The 15,082-nt window shown below is 69.8% G+C and carries 15 protein-coding genes and 1 riboswitch; of the genes, 7 read left to right on the top strand and 8 right to left on the bottom strand.

Annotated features, from left to right (window positions below):
* The first annotated feature begins 34 nt into the window (after positions 1-34).
* On the top strand, positions 35-2,017 hold the full coding sequence (gene rpoD / locus ABIC30_RS05055; RefSeq protein ID WP_020093531.1) for an RNA polymerase sigma factor RpoD: 1,983 nt from the start codon (positions 35-37) through the stop codon (positions 2,015-2,017).
* 76 nt (positions 2,018-2,093) lie between these two features.
* Positions 2,094-3,353 carry an adenylate/guanylate cyclase domain-containing protein gene (locus tag ABIC30_RS05050; protein WP_020093530.1) on the top strand — a complete coding sequence of 420 codons (1,260 nt, stop codon included), beginning with the start codon at positions 2,094-2,096 and terminating at the stop codon, positions 3,351-3,353.
* An 89-nt stretch (positions 3,354-3,442) separates the two neighbouring features.
* Here ABIC30_RS05050 and ABIC30_RS05045 read toward each other — a convergent pair whose 3' ends face one another.
* Both ABIC30_RS05045 and ABIC30_RS05040 read right to left on the bottom strand, forming a co-directional pair.
* Positions 3,443-4,564, bottom strand: coding sequence for a glycosyltransferase (locus tag ABIC30_RS05045; protein WP_354454290.1), 1,122 nt, complete (start codon positions 4,562-4,564; stop codon positions 3,443-3,445).
* A gap of 398 nt (positions 4,565-4,962) precedes the next feature.
* Positions 4,963-5,469, bottom strand: a complete 507-nt coding sequence (locus tag ABIC30_RS05040; protein WP_244526933.1) for a retropepsin-like aspartic protease family protein — start codon at positions 5,467-5,469, stop codon at positions 4,963-4,965.
* 233 nt (positions 5,470-5,702) lie between these two features.
* A riboswitch (TPP riboswitch) is annotated at positions 5,703-5,831 on the top strand.
* Between the two features lie 64 nt (positions 5,832-5,895).
* On the opposite strand from ABIC30_RS05040, the gene thiO reads away from it, so the two are divergent.
* Genes thiO through ABIC30_RS05020 form a run of 4 tightly spaced genes read left to right on the top strand, consistent with a single transcriptional unit; the run spans position 5,896 to position 8,787 of the window.
* On the top strand, positions 5,896-7,119 hold the full coding sequence (gene thiO, locus ABIC30_RS05035) for a glycine oxidase ThiO (RefSeq protein ID WP_331326404.1): 1,224 nt from the start codon (positions 5,896-5,898) through the stop codon (positions 7,117-7,119).
* Positions 7,116-7,328: a sulfur carrier protein ThiS gene (gene thiS, locus ABIC30_RS05030; protein WP_020093526.1), complete on the top strand. Its 213-nt coding sequence runs from the start codon at positions 7,116-7,118 to the stop codon at positions 7,326-7,328. The genes thiO and thiS overlap by 4 nt, the downstream gene beginning before the upstream one ends.
* A 2-nt stretch (positions 7,329-7,330) precedes the next feature.
* Positions 7,331-8,134 (top strand): thiazole synthase, encoded by an 804-nt coding sequence (locus ABIC30_RS05025; protein WP_020093525.1) that lies wholly within the window; start codon positions 7,331-7,333, stop codon positions 8,132-8,134.
* The gene (locus ABIC30_RS05020; protein WP_331326403.1) at positions 8,131-8,787 is read left to right on the top strand and encodes a thiamine phosphate synthase; all 657 of its coding nucleotides are present in this window, start codon (positions 8,131-8,133) and stop codon (positions 8,785-8,787) included. The genes ABIC30_RS05025 and ABIC30_RS05020 overlap by 4 nt, the downstream gene beginning before the upstream one ends.
* Positions 8,788-8,845: 58 nt before the next feature.
* Here ABIC30_RS05020 and ABIC30_RS05015 read toward each other — a convergent pair whose 3' ends face one another.
* The 6 genes from ABIC30_RS05015 to map all read right to left on the bottom strand — a co-directional run bounded on the left by ABIC30_RS05015 (position 8,846) and on the right by map (position 14,615).
* Complete coding sequence (locus tag ABIC30_RS05015; protein ID WP_020093523.1) at positions 8,846-9,598, bottom strand: proteasome-type protease; 753 nt, start codon at positions 9,596-9,598, stop codon at positions 8,846-8,848.
* A gap of 44 nt (positions 9,599-9,642) precedes the next feature.
* Positions 9,643-10,470, bottom strand: coding sequence for a transglutaminase family protein (locus ABIC30_RS05010; protein ID WP_020093522.1), 828 nt, complete (start codon positions 10,468-10,470; stop codon positions 9,643-9,645).
* Between the two features lie 21 nt (positions 10,471-10,491).
* Positions 10,492-11,439, bottom strand: coding sequence for an alpha-E domain-containing protein (locus tag ABIC30_RS05005; protein WP_020093521.1), 948 nt, complete (start codon positions 11,437-11,439; stop codon positions 10,492-10,494).
* Positions 11,440-11,504: 65 nt separating this feature from the next.
* A complete protein-coding gene (locus ABIC30_RS05000; protein ID WP_020093520.1) occupies positions 11,505-12,938 on the bottom strand; it encodes a circularly permuted type 2 ATP-grasp protein in 1,434 nt (477 codons plus the stop codon).
* A 96-nt stretch (positions 12,939-13,034) separates the two neighbouring features.
* A complete protein-coding gene (radC, locus tag ABIC30_RS04995; protein ID WP_020093519.1) occupies positions 13,035-13,781 on the bottom strand; it encodes a RadC family protein in 747 nt (248 codons plus the stop codon).
* Positions 13,782-13,787: 6 nt separating this feature from the next.
* Positions 13,788-14,615 (bottom strand): type I methionyl aminopeptidase, encoded by an 828-nt coding sequence (map, locus tag ABIC30_RS04990; RefSeq protein ID WP_012317593.1) that lies wholly within the window; start codon positions 14,613-14,615, stop codon positions 13,788-13,790.
* A gap of 200 nt (positions 14,616-14,815) precedes the next feature.
* Here map and ABIC30_RS04985 point away from each other — a divergent pair, with 200 nt between their 5' ends.
* Positions 14,816-15,073, top strand: coding sequence for a zinc-finger domain-containing protein (locus ABIC30_RS04985; RefSeq protein ID WP_020093518.1), 258 nt, complete (start codon positions 14,816-14,818; stop codon positions 15,071-15,073).
* Positions 15,074-15,082: the final 9 nt, after the last annotated feature.

The following is a 15,082-nucleotide window of genomic DNA, read 5'->3' as shown; positions in this document are numbered from 1 at the left end:
CGCTACGCGCCGCGTGCGAAACAATAGGCTGATCATGGCGACGAAGGCAACGGAACGGGACGAGACGGACGCTGCCCCCGAGCAGCAGACCGACGGGCCGCTCCTCGACCTGACGGATGCTTCGGTCAAGCGGATGGTCAAGCTCGCCAAGAAGCGCGGCTACGTGACCTACGAAGAGGTCAACGAGGTCCTGCCCGAGGGGCAGTCCGATCCGGACCAGCTCGAGGACGTGCTCTCACAGCTCTCCGAGATGGGCATCAACGTCGTCGAGGCCGAGGAGACCGACGAGGCCGCGGGCGAGAAGGCCGCGGACGGCGAGGAGGAGGAGGCCGAAGGCGGCGAGGTCGCCGAGGTCGCGCCGGCGCGCGCCGTCGCGGTCGCCACGACCACCAAGGAGCCGACCGACCGCACCGACGATCCGGTGCGCATGTACCTGCGCGAGATGGGCTCGGTGGAGCTCCTGTCCCGTGAGGGCGAGATCGCCATCGCCAAGCGCATCGAGGCCGGCCGCGAGGCGATGATCGCGGGCCTCTGCGAGAGCCCGCTGACCTTCCAGGCGATCATCATCTGGCGGGACGAGCTCGTGGAGGGCAAGGTCCTCCTGCGCGACATCATCGACCTCGAGGCGACCTACGCGGGCCCGGACGGCAAGAACGCGCCGCAGATCGCCGAGGGCGAGGATGGCGGGGACGACGCGGAGCCGCCCGCGCCGCCGGAGGGTGGCGACGACGAGGACGACCTCGAGAACAACGTCTCGCTCGCCGCCATGGAGGCGGAGATCAAGCCGCGGGTCCTCGAGACCTTCGACGCGATCGCCGCGAACTACCGCAAGCTGCGCAAGTTCCAGATCGAGGGCACCGAGCGCAAGGCCGCCGGCGAGCAGAACACCCCGGCCCAGAACCAGAAGCAGATCGAGCTGAAGGACATCGTCGTCGCCGACGTGAAGTCCCTGTCTCTGAACAACAACCGCATCGAGGCGCTGGTCGGCCAGCTCTACTCGATCAACAAGCAGCTGATCGGCCACGAGGGCCGGCTGATGCGCTTCGCCGAGAGCCACGGCGTGGCCCGCGACGAGTTCCTGCGCCACTACCAGGGCTACGAGCTCGATCCGAACTGGATGGAGCGCGTCGGTACGCTCGGCGGCAAGGGCTGGAAGAACCTGGTCGAGCGCGGCTCGAGGCAGGTGGCGGAGCTGCGCGCGCAGATCCTCGACCTCGCCTCGGAGACGGGCCTGGAGATCGGCGAGTACCGCCGCATCGTCAACATGGTCCAGAAGGGCGAGCGCGAGGCCCGGCAGGCCAAGAAGGAGATGATCGAGGCGAACCTGCGCCTCGTGATCTCGATCGCCAAGAAGTACACGAACCGCGGCCTGCAGTTCCTGGATCTGATCCAGGAGGGCAACATCGGCCTGATGAAGGCGGTCGACAAGTTCGAGTACCGCCGCGGCTACAAGTTCTCGACCTACGCGACGTGGTGGATCCGTCAGGCGATCACCCGCTCGATCGCCGACCAGGCCCGGACCATCCGCATCCCGGTGCACATGATCGAGACGATCAACAAGATCGTCCGCACGTCGCGCCAGATGCTGCACGAGATCGGCCGCGAGCCGACCCCGGAGGAGTTGGCCGAGAAGCTGGCCATGCCGCTGGAGAAGGTCCGCAAGGTCCTGAAGATCGCCAAGGAGCCGATCTCCCTCGAGACGCCTATCGGCGACGAGGAGGACAGCCACCTCGGCGACTTCATCGAGGACAAGAACGTCGTCCTGCCGATCGACGCGGCGATCCAGTCGAACCTGCGCGAGACCACGACGCGCGTGCTCGCCTCGCTCACGCCCCGCGAGGAGCGCGTGCTGCGCATGCGCTTCGGCATCGGCATGAACACCGACCACACCCTGGAGGAAGTCGGCCAGCAGTTCTCGGTGACCCGCGAGCGCATCCGCCAGATCGAGGCGAAGGCGCTGCGGAAGCTGAAGCATCCCTCGCGCAGCCGGAAGCTCAGGAGCTTCCTGGACAACTGAGCCCGCGCCGCGAACCGCGCGGCGCTTCCCCGTCGCCCGCGTTGCCACGGTGCCGCGCGGCATCCAGTCTGGCGCCATGCTCGAACGCCGCCCGCCAACGCCCGGATCCCCGACGGCCTTCGCGGACGGCTCGGAGGCCGACGACGTGCCCTTCGGCGCGCTCCAGCCCTCCGTGGGCATCCGCGACTGGCTTCTCGGCGAGGGCGCGCGGATGCCCAACGCCGAGGAGATGCTGGCCGGGCTCGCCGAGCGCCTGATCGCGATCGGCGTGCCGGTGGACCGGGCCTCCACGGCGATCGACACCCTGCACTCGGAATATGCCGGCGTCGGTCGAATCTGGACGCGGGACGGCGGCACCACCGTGCGGCTGTTCCCCCACGGGGCCCGCTCGACGGACGCGTACCTCAACAGCCCGTTCCACACGGTCCACGAGACCGGGGAGTGGCTCATCCTCGACCTGTCGAAGACTCCGGACGACGCCTACGCGATCGTTCCCGACCTGAAGGCCGGCGGCTACACCCACTACGTCGTGGCGCCCCTGTTCTTCACGAACGGCACGCAGAACGGCATCACCTTCGCCACGCGGGCCCCCGAGGGGTTCCGGGACGACGACATCGCGATCCTCCGCTTCGTCATGCCGGCGCTGGCGGCCGTGATGGAGATGCGCGTCCTCAACAAGCAGCTCGACCACGTGCTCCGGCTCTATGTCGGCGACGAGCCGCACCGGGCGATCCTGGCCGGCGACATCCGCCGCGGGCAGGTGACCCGGATCCGCTCGGCGATCCTGTTCGCCGACATGCGCGACTACACCCGCACCACCGCCGACATGACGCCGGAGGAGGCGGTGGGCCTGCTCAACGTGTTCTTCGACTGCCTCGTGCCGCCGATCGAGCGTGAGGGCGGCGAGGTCCTGAAGTATCTCGGCGACGGCCTGCTGGCGATCTTCCGGGAAACCGGCGACGATCTGGGCGGCGCGGCCAAGGGCGCGCTCACGGCGGCCCAGCACGCCCTGGCGGCCCTCGACGAGGCGAACGCCCTGCACCAGTTCCCGGTGCCGGTGGCCGCCGGCATCGCGCTCCACCACGGCGAGGCCGCCTACGGCAATGTCGGGTCCGGCTCACGCCTCGACTTCACGGTGATCGGCCGCGACGTGAACCTCGCGAGCCGCATCGCGCAGCTGAACCGCGCCCTCGGCGAGCCGCTGCTGATGTCGAAGCCCTTCGTGGACTTCCTCTGGGGAGACCCGATCCCAATGGGAGAGCACCGGCTCAACGGCTTCGACGAGCCCATGGCGGTGTTCCGGCCGAAATTCCTGCGGCCGCGCAAGTCCAGCTGAGCGGCCCTCCGATCGGACCCGACGTCACGCGGCGCTCGCGGAGATCCGCCGCGATCTGAGGCTCGCGGGCGATCCGCGCGCGGTGCGTGTCACCACGTCGGCACGAACGGCAGAGCGTAGGGTGTGTGCCGGCAACCCCAGACCGGATCGATCATCTGCGCCATCACGTCCCGGGCCAGGGCGCCGGCGCGTATGGCGACCTCCCGCGGGACATGCGCCCGCTCGAGGATCTTCAGGCAGGCATGTCCGCAGGCGCTGAACTGGCCGCTGTGGTACGCGTTGAGGGCGAACTCGTCGAGCAAGCCGTACTCGTAGACCCACGGGTTCAGGGAGATGCCCTCGCTCGGAAGCTCGAGAGCCAAGCCCGCCTCGGCGTAACGATAGCCTTCCGCGAACCGCTTCCTCAGCCTGCAGAATCGGCTGGCCCCGTGGCGCGCCTCCGCCCGCCCCGGACGGATTGCGGTGGCGCGCTCGTAGAGCTGCAGCACCCTGTCCTCCGGCTCGTCGAGGCGCTCCGCGTTCACCGCGGCCATCAGCAGGTTGAAATAGACCTCCTCGTCCCATCCGCCGAGATCGGCCCGCTTCAGGAAACAGGCGAACGCTTTCCGGTACTCGCCGGCGGCGTCGTAGGTGGTGCCGAGGTACATCGTGTACCGGGCGATCATGAAGGGGTCCGTCTCGACCGCCAGCGCCTTCTCGAGGACGGCGATATCCCGCGCGTCCGCCGTCGCGTCGCGGTGGCGGGCACCGTCGTCGCCCCGACGCATCGCGAGGGGGAGGATCGGTGTCTCTGTCACGCCGGGGCAGCTGAGGAATTCGTGCAGGACGCCCCGGTAACGCCAGTTCTCCCGGGTGCTGACCAGCTGGTTGCGCCAGTACCGCGTGTGCGCGTCGATGATCTCGAACCGATAGCCGGGCGCACGCAGCTTCGGCATCGTGAAGTCCGCCGGGATGATCAGCTCATCGTCGGCGTCGATGATCAATGCGTACTGCGCGTGACGCCGCGCGAGTTTCAAGGCCTCGTTCCGGTTGAAGGCGAAATCAACCCAGGGGCGCTCGACCAGGGCACCCGGTATGTCCGCGAGCGCGGCACGGACGACATCCTGGGTTCCATCCGTCGAGCCGGTATCGACGACGATCCAATGATCGATGATCGGACGAACAGAATCGAGGCAACGCCGGATAACGTGGGCCTCGTCCTTCACGATCATGGACAAACAGATCGTCGATCCGCGATTCTTCATGCCGAAGCCGTCCCGTCGTGCGCTCACGTGTCGGATGCGCAGTCATGAACGCTCCTAGCATTGCCGGAATGCGCTGACAAAACAAACATATCCTTCGACAAAATTTGGATTAAATATCTGAAACAACATATAATCGGCCAGTTATATATAAATACTCCGGCCCACGGTCTTATGACTGCAAATACCCGCGACCGATAGACTGATCGAGCGAATAAGGAGACACCCGCCATCGGGCTGGCACGAGGCCCGAACGCCGTAGGTCATCGGCGCGGGCGTTGGGCCCGCAGCCGATCCCGTGGTGCAAGCCCGGGGGCCCGCCACAGGCGCGCCTCGGCCAGACAGATCAGCGTCGATCTCCGGCCGCTTCAGCCCCTGAGCGTCATCGTGCTGCCGGAGATGCCGAAATCGCGCAGACGCCTGAGGAACGACATGCCCAGCAAGCTCGTCGACAGGAGCCCGCGCGGGATCACGACCGCATCGACGTCCCGGACCGTGATCGATCCGATCTGCACGATGGCGATCCGGATCGGCGCCACGCGGACCGTGCCGTTCGCGGTGTTCCAGACGCGGGTGAAATCGGCCGGAGTGACCCGGATCCCGATCCGCGCGGCATCCTCCTCGGAGAACGCGCAGGCGCTCGCTCCCGTATCGACCATCATCGGCAGCGAGCGGCCGTCCAGCAGCGCGTTGACGAAGAAGTGGCCGTTGCGCCCGGCCTGGAGAGCCACGCCGGCGGCGTCGACTGCGGGAACGGGCTCCGGCGGCGGCGTGACGGCGAGGGCCACCGGCGCCGGCCTCATGCCGTCGCGCAGCTTCAAGGCGGCCGTGACACCGAGGAAGCCGAGCAGGCAGATCAATAGGATTGCGCGCACGCGAGTCCGCCCGTGACGTGGAGTGCCGGCGACCGGAGACGTTCCGGAATCCCGGTGATGAGATGCCAGACCGGTGAAGGGATGGTGCGCGATCGCGGTCGCCGCCGCGGCGCGCGCGCCGATTCCGCTCCGCTTGGTGTCCAGATCGTCACCGGGATCCGCGGATTGTCGCGGGAACGACTGGATGCTCGCGGCGCGGGGTTGACCGGCAGCGGCCGGGGAGCCACATCTGCGTCTGTTCCAGGGAGATCCCCGGCAAGGGGCTGAGAAACCGCTGGCACGTCCGTCAGGACCTGCGGCGCGGAAATCCTTCGAACCTGATCCGGCTCATACCGGCGTAGGGATTGGACCGCGGCCGCCTGAAAGGCAGGCCACAGCTTCTCACCGAAGCGCACGGCCCGATCTCCGCGACGGCAATCCGCGGAGATGATTGTGCCCCTCGACCGACCCGCCTCACCGATCGGCCGCCGCCGCAACCCGGACGGCAGCGTCGCGCCGGCGACCCTTCCGGCGCGAACGGACGTCGCCGTGGTCGGCGGCGGGCTGATCGGGCTGTCGATCGCGTGGCGCCTCGCCCGGGCCGGCCGCGCCGTGACGGTGCTGGAGCGGGACACGATCGGGGCGGGCGCGAGCCTCGCGGCCACCGGCATGCTGGCCCCCGCCGCCGAGCACGAGCCGGGCTCCGATCCGCTGCTGCCGCTCGCCCTGGACTCGCTGCGGCTCTGGCCCGCGTTCCGCGACGCCCTGGAGGCCGCGTCCGGCCGGGCGATCGACTACCGCGCCGACGGCACCCTGGTGCTGGCGGTCGGCCGCGACGAGGTCGAGCGCCTGCGCTTCCGCTTCGACCTTCAGCGCCGCTCGGGGCTCGAGGCCACGTGGCTGCCGGGCAGCGAGGTCCGGCGCCTGGAGCCGGGCCTGCGCCCCTCCGTCACCGCCGGGATCCACTGCCCGCTCGACCATCAGGTCGATCCCCGTCTGGTCATGGACGCCCTTACCGAGGCCTGCCGCCGCGCCGGCGCGATCCTGGTTGAGCGGACCCCCGTCACCGCCCTGGACTGGTCGGGCGGCCGCGTGACCGGGATCCGCGCCGGCGACCGCGTCGTCGCGGCCGAGACCGTCGTCCTCGCCTCCGGCGCCTGGAGCGGGGAGGGCGGCCTGCTGCCCGACGCGCTCGCCCTTCCGGTCCGCCCGCTGAAGGGCCAGTCCCTGGCCCTGCGCACCACCGCCCGGACCGGTACCCTGGCGCGGATGGTCTGGACCGAGCAGGTCCACATGGCCCCGAAGAGCGACGGCCAGCTCGTCGTGGGCGCGACCGTGGAGGATTGCGGCTTCCGTCCCGGCGTCACCGCGGGCGGGCTCTACGCCCTGCTGGAGGGCGCCCGCCGGGTGCTGCCCGGCATCGAGGAGATGGAGGTGGAGGCTGTGTGGAGCGGCTACCGACCGACCTCGGACGACGACGCACCGATCCTCGACGCGATCGCGCCGGGCCTCGTCGCCGCCACCGGGCATCACCGCAACGGCTACCTGCTCGCCCCGGTCACCGCCGACGCGATCGCCGCGCTGGTGCTGCGCGGCGCGCTGCCGGAGGTGGCGCGTCCCTTCACCCGCGCGCGCTTCGGCCAGCCGGAAGCGCTGAGGGCCTCGGCATGAAACTCCTCGTCAACGGTGAGCCGCGCGAGTGCGCGGTCGAGACGGTGGACGCCCTGTTCCGCCTGGAGGCGGAGGAGAGCGGCATCGAGAGCCCGCAGGGCGTCGCCATCGCGCTGAACGGCCGCGTTCTGCGCCGCCGGGACTGGGGCGAGACACCGGTCGCGGAGGGCGACCGGGTCGAGATCGTCCGCGCCATGCAGGGAGGTTGAGCATGGACCAGAGTCACTTGCCGCCGCGCCCCGAGGGCGGGGATGACAGCCTGACCATCGCCGGGGTGAGGCTGTCGTCCCGGCTGTTCATCGGCACCGCCGGCTACCCGACGCAGGCGATCATGCGCGACGCCGTCGCGGCGAGCGGCGCCGACGTGGTCACCGCCTCGATCCGCCGGGTCTCGCTCCAGGGCCACGGCTCGGACACGGTCAAGATCCTGAAGGGCAAGCGCTTCCTGCCGAATACCGCCGGCTGCGAGACGGCCCGGGACGCGATCATGACCGCCGAGCTCGCCCGCGAGGCGCTCGACACCAACTGGATCAAGGTCGAGGTGATCGGCGACCGGGAGACGCTCTACCCGGACGTGATGGAGCTGATCGAGGCCTGCCGCCATCTCGTGGATGACGGCTTCGTCGTGCTGCCCTACTGCAACGACGACCCGATCGTGTGCCAGCGCCTGGAAGATCTCGGCTGCGCCGCCGTGATGCCCATGGGCTCGCTGATCGGCTCCGGCATGGGGGTGGCCAACCCGGCCAACCTGGAGCTGATCTGCCGCCGGGCGACGGTGCCGGTGGTGGTCGATGCCGGCATCGGCACCGCATCGGACGCGGTGATCGCCATGGAGCTCGGCGCCTCCGCCTGCCTGATCAACACCGCCGTGGCCAAGGCCGACGATCCGGTGCGGATGGCTCGCGCCATGGGCCGGGCCGTGGAGGCCGGGCGCGACGCGCACCGCGCCGGGCGGATCCCTCGCCGCGGCCGGGCCGAGCCGTCGAGCCCGCAGCTCGGCCTCGTCGGCTCGTGAGGGCGCTGCCGTCGCCGCTGCTCGCGGTGACGGACCGGCACGGGCATCCGCGGCCCCTCGCCGAGACCGTCCAGGCGGTCCTCGACGGCGGCGGGCGCTGGATCTGGTTCCGCGACAGGGACCTGGAGGCGGATGCCCGCCTGCGCCTCGGCGCGCGCGTGGCCGAGCGCGTGCGGGCCGCGAACGGCGTCCTGACGATCGGAGGCGATGTCGCGCTCGCGCGCGCGCTCGGTGCCGACGGCCTGCATCTCGGCGGCGGCTGGAGACCGGAGGCGATCGCGGCGGCACGGGCCACCCTGGGCGCGGCTGCGCTCATCGGCGTTTCCGCGCACGCGCCGCGTGAGGCCGCGGCCGCCGCGCGGGCCGGCGCCGACTACGTAACCCTCAGCCCCATCTTCACGACCACGAGCAAGCCCGGTTACGGACCGGCTCTCGGATCGGAGGGCCTCGCCGCCGCACGCGCGGCTGGCCTGCCGATCGTGGCTCTGGGCGGTGTCGGTCCGGAGGTAATCGGGGCCTGTCGCGCGGCGGGGGCGGCGGGCTTCGCCGTCATGGGCGGCCCGATGCGGGCGATGGATCCGGCCGAGGCGACCCGGGCGCTCCTGAAGGCCTGGGGCGCAGCGGAGTCTTCAGCGGCTCGGACAGCCACGTAGAAATCTGCCCCCGTCCCGGCGAGCGCAGCGGAGCAAGACGGCCGATGCTGTGGTTGCTCTAGGCGTTGGACGGTCCGTAGGGCGGGCGCGGGATCGCCCGGTGCGCCGCGCGCAGCGCCGCCGACCAGCGCTCGCGCAGATCGTGGAAGTAGCCCTCGCCGGCCTCGATCCGGTGGTTCACCTCGAGCGTCAGCGCGTTCCGGCGGGCGACCGCGATGTCGATCGGCAGGCCGACGCCCAGATTGGAGCGCATGGTCGAATCCATTGAGACCAGGCTCACCTTGAGGGCGTCATAGAGGTCGGTCGTGTACTTCACCGCCCGGTCGAGGATCGGCTTCCCGTACTTGTGTTCACCGATCTGGAGGAACGGCGCGTCGGTGCTGCACTCGATGAAATTGCCGGCGGAGTAGATCAGGTACAGCCGCATCTCCCCGGTGCCGATCTGGCCGCCGAACAGCAGCGAGATCGAGAACCGGATATTGGCCGCCTCGAACCCGTCCTTCTCGATGGCGCGCACCCGCCGGATGGCCCGGCCGATCAGCTGCGCCGCCTGGAACATGGTCGGCGCCTCGACGAGCTTCTGCGGCGGCTCACCCTCCTCCTCGCCGGGCACGCCCTCTTGGAGCAGGCTGAGGACCGACTGGGTGATCGAGAGGTTGCCCGCGGAGGCGAGCATCATCACCCGTTCGCCCGGCACGTTGAAATGGTGGAGCTTGCGGTAGGTCGAGATGTCGTCGAGCCCCGCATTGGTGCGGGTATCGGCGACCATGACCAGCCCTTCCTCCACCAGGACACCGACGCAGTAGGTCATCGTTTTCGGGCTCTCGTGCGGTCGGCGGACCGGGGTCGGGACGGTCAGGATTGAGCGGCGGCCCTGCCTTGCTCGACCCGGAGCTTCACGTCCAGTGTCTCGGTGCCACCGCCGGTCCGGCTGCCGCGGATCGGCGCCGCCCCGAGATAGTCCAGGCCGGTGGCGACGCGGATGTAGTTGTCCGTCGGGCTGACATCGTAGCACGGGTCGAACGCCACCCAGCCGAGATCCGGCACCAGGGCCTCGACCCAGCCGTGGGGCGCCTCGACATCCGCCTGCCCGTCCTCCCGGGCCCGGTAGCCGGCGACGTAGCGCGCCGGGATGCCGATGTGGCGGGCGGCGGCGATGAGCACGTGGGCGAGATCCTGGCAGATCCCGCGGCCCGCCGCGAACGCCTTGCCGGCCGGCACCGCGCCGCTCGCGGGACCGGGCTCGTGGGCCACAGCACCGTGGACCGCCCCCATCAGCCGGTGGAGTCGGGCCAAGGTCGCACCGTCGTCCTCGGCGGCGACGCGCTCCGCGAAAGCGTGCAGCTCCGGGCTCGCGGCGCACAGGTCCGTGTCGCGCAGGTAGAACTCGTCCGGCAGGCGCTCCACCGTGCCGCGCACGACGCCGTGTGTGTCGTCGGTGTCGACCTCGCCGGTGACCCGGATGGTCAGGGCGTCGGCCGGCTCGTCCGGGGTGAACCAGTGGACGACGTTGCCGAACCCGTCCTCGCGGGCGGTCAGCCGCCCGTCGACGGTGGTGTCGATCCGCCACCCGCGGACGTACTGCCCATCATGGTCGCGCGGCGTCAGCCGCAGGACCTGCACGAGCCCGCGGGCGGGCTGCTCGTACGTGTAGATGGTCTCGTGAACCACGCGGATGCGCATGCGCCGTCCTGTCCGTCCTGTTCAGCCGACCAGATACTGCTTCGCGATCGCCTCGCCCACCTTGTTGTTCTCGGCGATGAACGCCTCGACGAACTCGTGCAGCCCGGTGGCGAAGACCCGGTCGATATCCTCGCCCTCCAGCTTCGCCAACATGTTTCCGGCGAGGCGCTGGCTCGGGCCCCGGCGGCCGTAGGCGTCGGCGATCAGGTCGAGATACTCGACGATCACGCCGTAGCAGTTCGCGAAGGAGCGCGGCATCTGCTTGTTGAGCATCAGGAGGTCGGCCACCAGCAGCGGCTTGATGCTCTCCCGGTAGACCCAGTGGTAGGCGTTGAACGCCGACACTTCGCGCAGGATCGTGGTCCACTGGAAGTAGTCGAGGCTGCCGCCCACCGTCTCGTCGTGCGGCAGCAGGATCTGGTACTTCACGTCGAGGATGCGGGCGGTGTTGTCCGCCCGCTCGATCGCCGTGCCGAGCCGGGTGAACCAGAAGGCGTCGTTGCGCAGCATCGTCCGGAACGCCGAGCCGTCGAAGGTCAGCGAGACGGTCTTCACCCAGTCGAGGAAGCGGCCGAACTCGTCGCGGTTCAGGTCCTTGCCGGCGTAGTTGCGCAGCTCCAGCCACGCGCCGTTGATCGCGTCCCACATCTCGGTGGTGAGCGCCGTGCGGACCGAGCGGGCATTCTCGCGGGCCGCCTCGATGCAGGAACGGATCGAGGAGGGGTTGTGCGGGCTGAAGGCCAGGAAGTCGCAGACCGTGTCGGCGTTGATCGCGCTGTAATGAGTCTTGAACGCGTCGGGGTCGCCGGCGGAGGCGAGGGCCGATTCCCACTCGTTGCTCCCGCCGCCGCCGTAGCTCGTCGGCAGCGACGCGAATCGGTGCGCCGCGTCGAGGATGCGGGCGACGAAGTCGGCGCGCTCGACGTAGCGGGAGAGCCAGAAGAGGTTGTCGGCAGTCCTGGAGAGCATCGGTCTTCAGCCAAGTCGTGCGGACCACGGTGTCCGCGCCTCGGAACGTCCGGATATCGCGGAGCTCAGGCGTCGAGCACCCAGGTATCCTTGGTGCCACCGCCCTGGCTGGAATTGACCACCAGGGAGCCTTCCTTCAGCGCCACCCGGGTCAGGCCGCCCGGAACGATGCGGATCTTGTCGGCCCCGCACAGCACGAAGGGCCGCAGGTCGACGTGGCGGGGCGCGACGCCCGAGGCCACGAAGGTCGGGCAGGTGGAGAGCGACAGGGTCGGCTGGGCGATGAACCCGTCCGGGGCGTGCTTGAGCTTCTTGGCGAAGTCGTCGAGCTCGCGCTTGCTGGCATGCGGCCCGACCAGCATCCCGTAGCCGCCCGAGCCGTTGACCTCCTTCACCACCAGGTCGGACAGGTTGTCCATCACGTACGCGAACGCGTCCTTCTCGCGGCACCGATAGGTCGGCACGTTGTGCAGGATCGGCTCCTCGCCGGTGAAGAACTTCACGATCTCCGGCATGTAGCTGTAGACCGCCTTGTCGTCCGAGATGCCGGTCCCGACCGCGTTGGCGAGGGTGACCGAGCCGCGCTCGTAGGCGTTCATCAGGCCGGGCACGCCGAGCACCGAGTCCGGGCGGAAGACCAGCGGGTCGAGGAAGTCGTCGTCGAGGCGGCGGTAGATGACGTCGACCTTCCGCGGCCCCTCGGTGGTGCGCATGTAGACGACGTCGTCCTTGGTGAAGAGGTCGGACGCCTCCACCAGTTCGACGCCGAGCTTGTCGGCCAGGAACGAGTGCTCGTAGAACGCGGAATTGTAGCGTCCGGGGGTCAGCAGCACGACGGTCGGGTCCCGGGTCGCCGAGCCCGGCGCGAGGCTGCGCAGGGTGGCGAGCAGGGCGTCCGGGTAGTTCTCCACCGGCGCGACCCGGTGCTTCGAGAACAGGTCCGGAAACAGGCGCAGCATGACCTCCCGGTTCTCCAGCATGTAGGAGACGCCCGACGGGATGCGGGCGTTGTCCTCCAGCACGAAGAAGTCGTTCTCGCCGGTCCGGACGATGTCGATGCCGGCGATGTGCACGTAGAGGTCGTGCGGCACGCGGAAGGACCGCATCTCCATGCGGTAATGGGCGTTGCGGTAGACGAGGTCGGCCGGGATGATGCCGGCCTTGATGCATTCCTGGGCGCCGTAGATGTCCTTGAGGAACAGGTTGATGGCGGTGACCCGCTGCGTCAGCCCGCGCTCCAGGAAGGCCCATTCCGGCTTGGTGATCACCCGGGGGATGATGTCGAACGGGATCAGCCGCTCGGTCGACTCGTTGTCGCCGTAGACCGCGAAGGTGATGCCGATCCGGCGGAACAGCAGCTCGGCCTGGCTGCGGCGGGTGTTGAAATGCTCGGGCGGCGTGGAGTCGAGCCAGGCCTTGAGCTGGCCGTAGGCGTCGCGGACGGCCGCCGGATCGGCCGCGCCGATCCCGTTCATCTCGTCGAAGGCCGTCACCGCCATCTCGCTCCTCCCGTACGCTCCCGCTCTTGAGGCAAGAGGCGCGCCACCCGATCATGGCTATATCCGCGGGCGATAACGCTCAAGGAGGCCGGAGGATCAGATCAACTTCAGGCCTTTCAGGCTGGCGTGACCGTTTCGGCCGAGGATCACGTGGTCGTGGACCACGATCTTGAGCGGCGCCAGGACGGCCACGATCTCGCGGGTCATCGCCACGTCGGCCGCCGACGGGGCCGGGTCGCCGGACGGGTGGTTGTGGGCCAGGATGATGGCCGTCGCCGACAGTTCGAGCGCCCGGCGGGCGACCTCGCGCGGGTAGACCGGCGTGTGGTCGACGGTGCCGCGCCCTTGCACCTCGTCGGCGATGAGGTGGTTGCGCTTGTCGAGAAAGAGGACGCGGAACTCCTCGCGCGGGGCGAACGCCATGGTGGCGCGCAGGTACTCGTGCAGGGCGCTCCACGAGCCCAGGAGCGCGCGCTCGCGGATCGCGCCCCGGGCCAGCCGCCGCGCCGCGGCCTCGATCACCTTGAGGTCGGACGCGACCCCGGCGCTCACGCCCTCCACTTCCATGAGCCGCGCCGGCTCGGCGCTGACCACCTCGGCGAAGCTGCCGAACCGGGCGACCAGCGCCTTGGCGAGGGGCTTCACGTCGCGCCGGGGAATCGCCCGGAACAGGACGAGCTCCAGCAGCTCGTAATCGGGCAGCGCGTCGGGCCCCGCGGCGGAGAACTTCTCCCGCAGGCGGTCGCGGTGGCCGTGGTAGTGCGGCGTCTCCTTCTCGACCGGCGACGGGGCGGCGCTGTCGGCGAACAGCCCCGCCTCACCGTCGTCCTGCCGCTCGGGCACGGCCGGTCAGGCGGCCGGGTTGACGGGCTGGTGCAGCCCCTTCGGCGAGATCGTGAAGATCTCGACGCCGGTCTCGGTGACACCGACCGTGTGCTCGAACTGGGCGGAGAGCGAGCGGTCGCGGGTCACGGCGGTCCAGCCGTCGCCCAGGACCTTCACGGCGGGCCGGCCCAGATTGATCATCGGCTCGATCGTGAAGAACTGGCCGGGTTTGAACGGCACGTCGTAGCTGGCCTCGACGTAGTGCAGGATCGTGGGCGCGTCGTGGTAGGTGCGCCCGAGGCCGTGGCCGCAGAAATCGCGCACCACCGAGCAGCGCTCGCCCTCGGCGTAGGACTGGATCGCCCGGCCGATGTCGTTGGTCGATCCGCCGGGCTTCACGGCGGCGACGCCCCGCATCAGCGCCTCGTAGGTGATCTCGCACAGGCGCTGGGCCTTGCGCGGCACCTCGCCGACATAGGCCATCCGGCTCGAATCACCGTGCCAGCCGTCGAGGATCAGGCAGATGTCGAGGTTGACGATGTCGCCCTCGCGCAGCGGCTTGTCGTTGGGGATGCCGTGGCAGACCACGTGGTTGATCGAGGTGCAGATCGACTTCGGATAGCCGCGGTAGAGCAGCGAGGCCGGATAGGCGCCGTGGTCCATGGCGAAGGTGTAGGCGAGCTTGTCGAGTTCCTCGGTGGTGACGCCGGGCTGCGTCGCCTCCATCAGCAGGTCGAGGGCCTCGGCGGTGAGCCGACCCGCCCGGCGCATGCCCTCGAAACCCTCGGGACCGTGGATCGGCGGTTCCGGGGCGCGGCGCGCACCCTGCGCACTGGCCTGTTCCTGCTGCATGATCGGGACTTTTTTCGCGGCGGCGTCAATCGGGCTTCGCCCTATGTACGGCGCGGGGCCCGGGAGTCCAAGCCGCATCGGTCGTAGGTCGGGCGAGGCTTGCGCCGGTCGCGGGGCTGGCGGCATAAGCGGCCGCGAGACGCCCGGGAGCGCGCTGGCAGATTCGCCGCGCGGTCAGTCGCGGGGCAGGCGAGGGCCGGATGGCAGGCAAGGCGGTACCGCACTTCCACAACGAGCCGGGCGTGCCGGTGATCACCGTGGGCGTGAAGGAGTTCATGTGCATCGGCGCGCTGCCGCCGTTCGACCACCCGCACGTGTTCCTCGACATGGGCGCCGACAGCGAAATCATCTGCCAGTACTGCTCGACGCTCTACCGCTACCGGGCCGGCCTGAAGGCCGACGAGGCGGAGCCGCAGGCCTGCGTGTGGCGGGACGACGCCAAGGTCGCGGCGGAGTAGGCGCCGCCC

This window comes from Methylobacterium sp. 1030, assembly GCF_040544715.1.
Classification (GTDB): domain Bacteria; phylum Pseudomonadota; class Alphaproteobacteria; order Rhizobiales; family Beijerinckiaceae; genus Methylobacterium.
This window is presented reverse-complemented; position numbering and strand designations above follow the sequence as displayed.

Bases quoted from the DNA above. Each gene is read 5' to 3' on its own strand.
- ABIC30_RS05050 (WP_020093530.1), top strand. From the start codon at position 2,094: ATGCTCGAACGCCGCCCGCCAACGCCCGGATCCCCGACGGCCTTCGCG.
- rpoD (WP_020093531.1), top strand. From the start codon at position 35: ATGGCGACGAAGGCAACGGAACGGGACGAGACGGACGCTGCCCCCGAG.
- ABIC30_RS05000 (WP_020093520.1), bottom strand. From the start codon at position 12,938: ATGGCGGTGACGGCCTTCGACGAGATGAACGGGATCGGCGCGGCCGAT.
- ABIC30_RS04985 (WP_020093518.1), top strand. From the start codon at position 14,816: ATGGCAGGCAAGGCGGTACCGCACTTCCACAACGAGCCGGGCGTGCCG.
- map (WP_012317593.1), bottom strand. From the start codon at position 14,615: ATGCAGCAGGAACAGGCCAGTGCGCAGGGTGCGCGCCGCGCCCCGGAA.
- ABIC30_RS05045 (WP_354454290.1), bottom strand. From the start codon at position 4,564: ATGATCGTGAAGGACGAGGCCCACGTTATCCGGCGTTGCCTCGATTCT.
- ABIC30_RS05015 (WP_020093523.1), bottom strand. From the start codon at position 9,598: ATGACCTACTGCGTCGGTGTCCTGGTGGAGGAAGGGCTGGTCATGGTC.
- ABIC30_RS05025 (WP_020093525.1), top strand. From the start codon at position 7,331: ATGGACCAGAGTCACTTGCCGCCGCGCCCCGAGGGCGGGGATGACAGC.
- thiS (WP_020093526.1), top strand. From the start codon at position 7,116: ATGAAACTCCTCGTCAACGGTGAGCCGCGCGAGTGCGCGGTCGAGACG.
- thiO (WP_331326404.1), top strand. From the start codon at position 5,896: ATGATTGTGCCCCTCGACCGACCCGCCTCACCGATCGGCCGCCGCCGC.
- ABIC30_RS05010 (WP_020093522.1), bottom strand. From the start codon at position 10,470: ATGCGCATCCGCGTGGTTCACGAGACCATCTACACGTACGAGCAGCCC.
- ABIC30_RS05005 (WP_020093521.1), bottom strand. From the start codon at position 11,439: ATGCTCTCCAGGACTGCCGACAACCTCTTCTGGCTCTCCCGCTACGTC.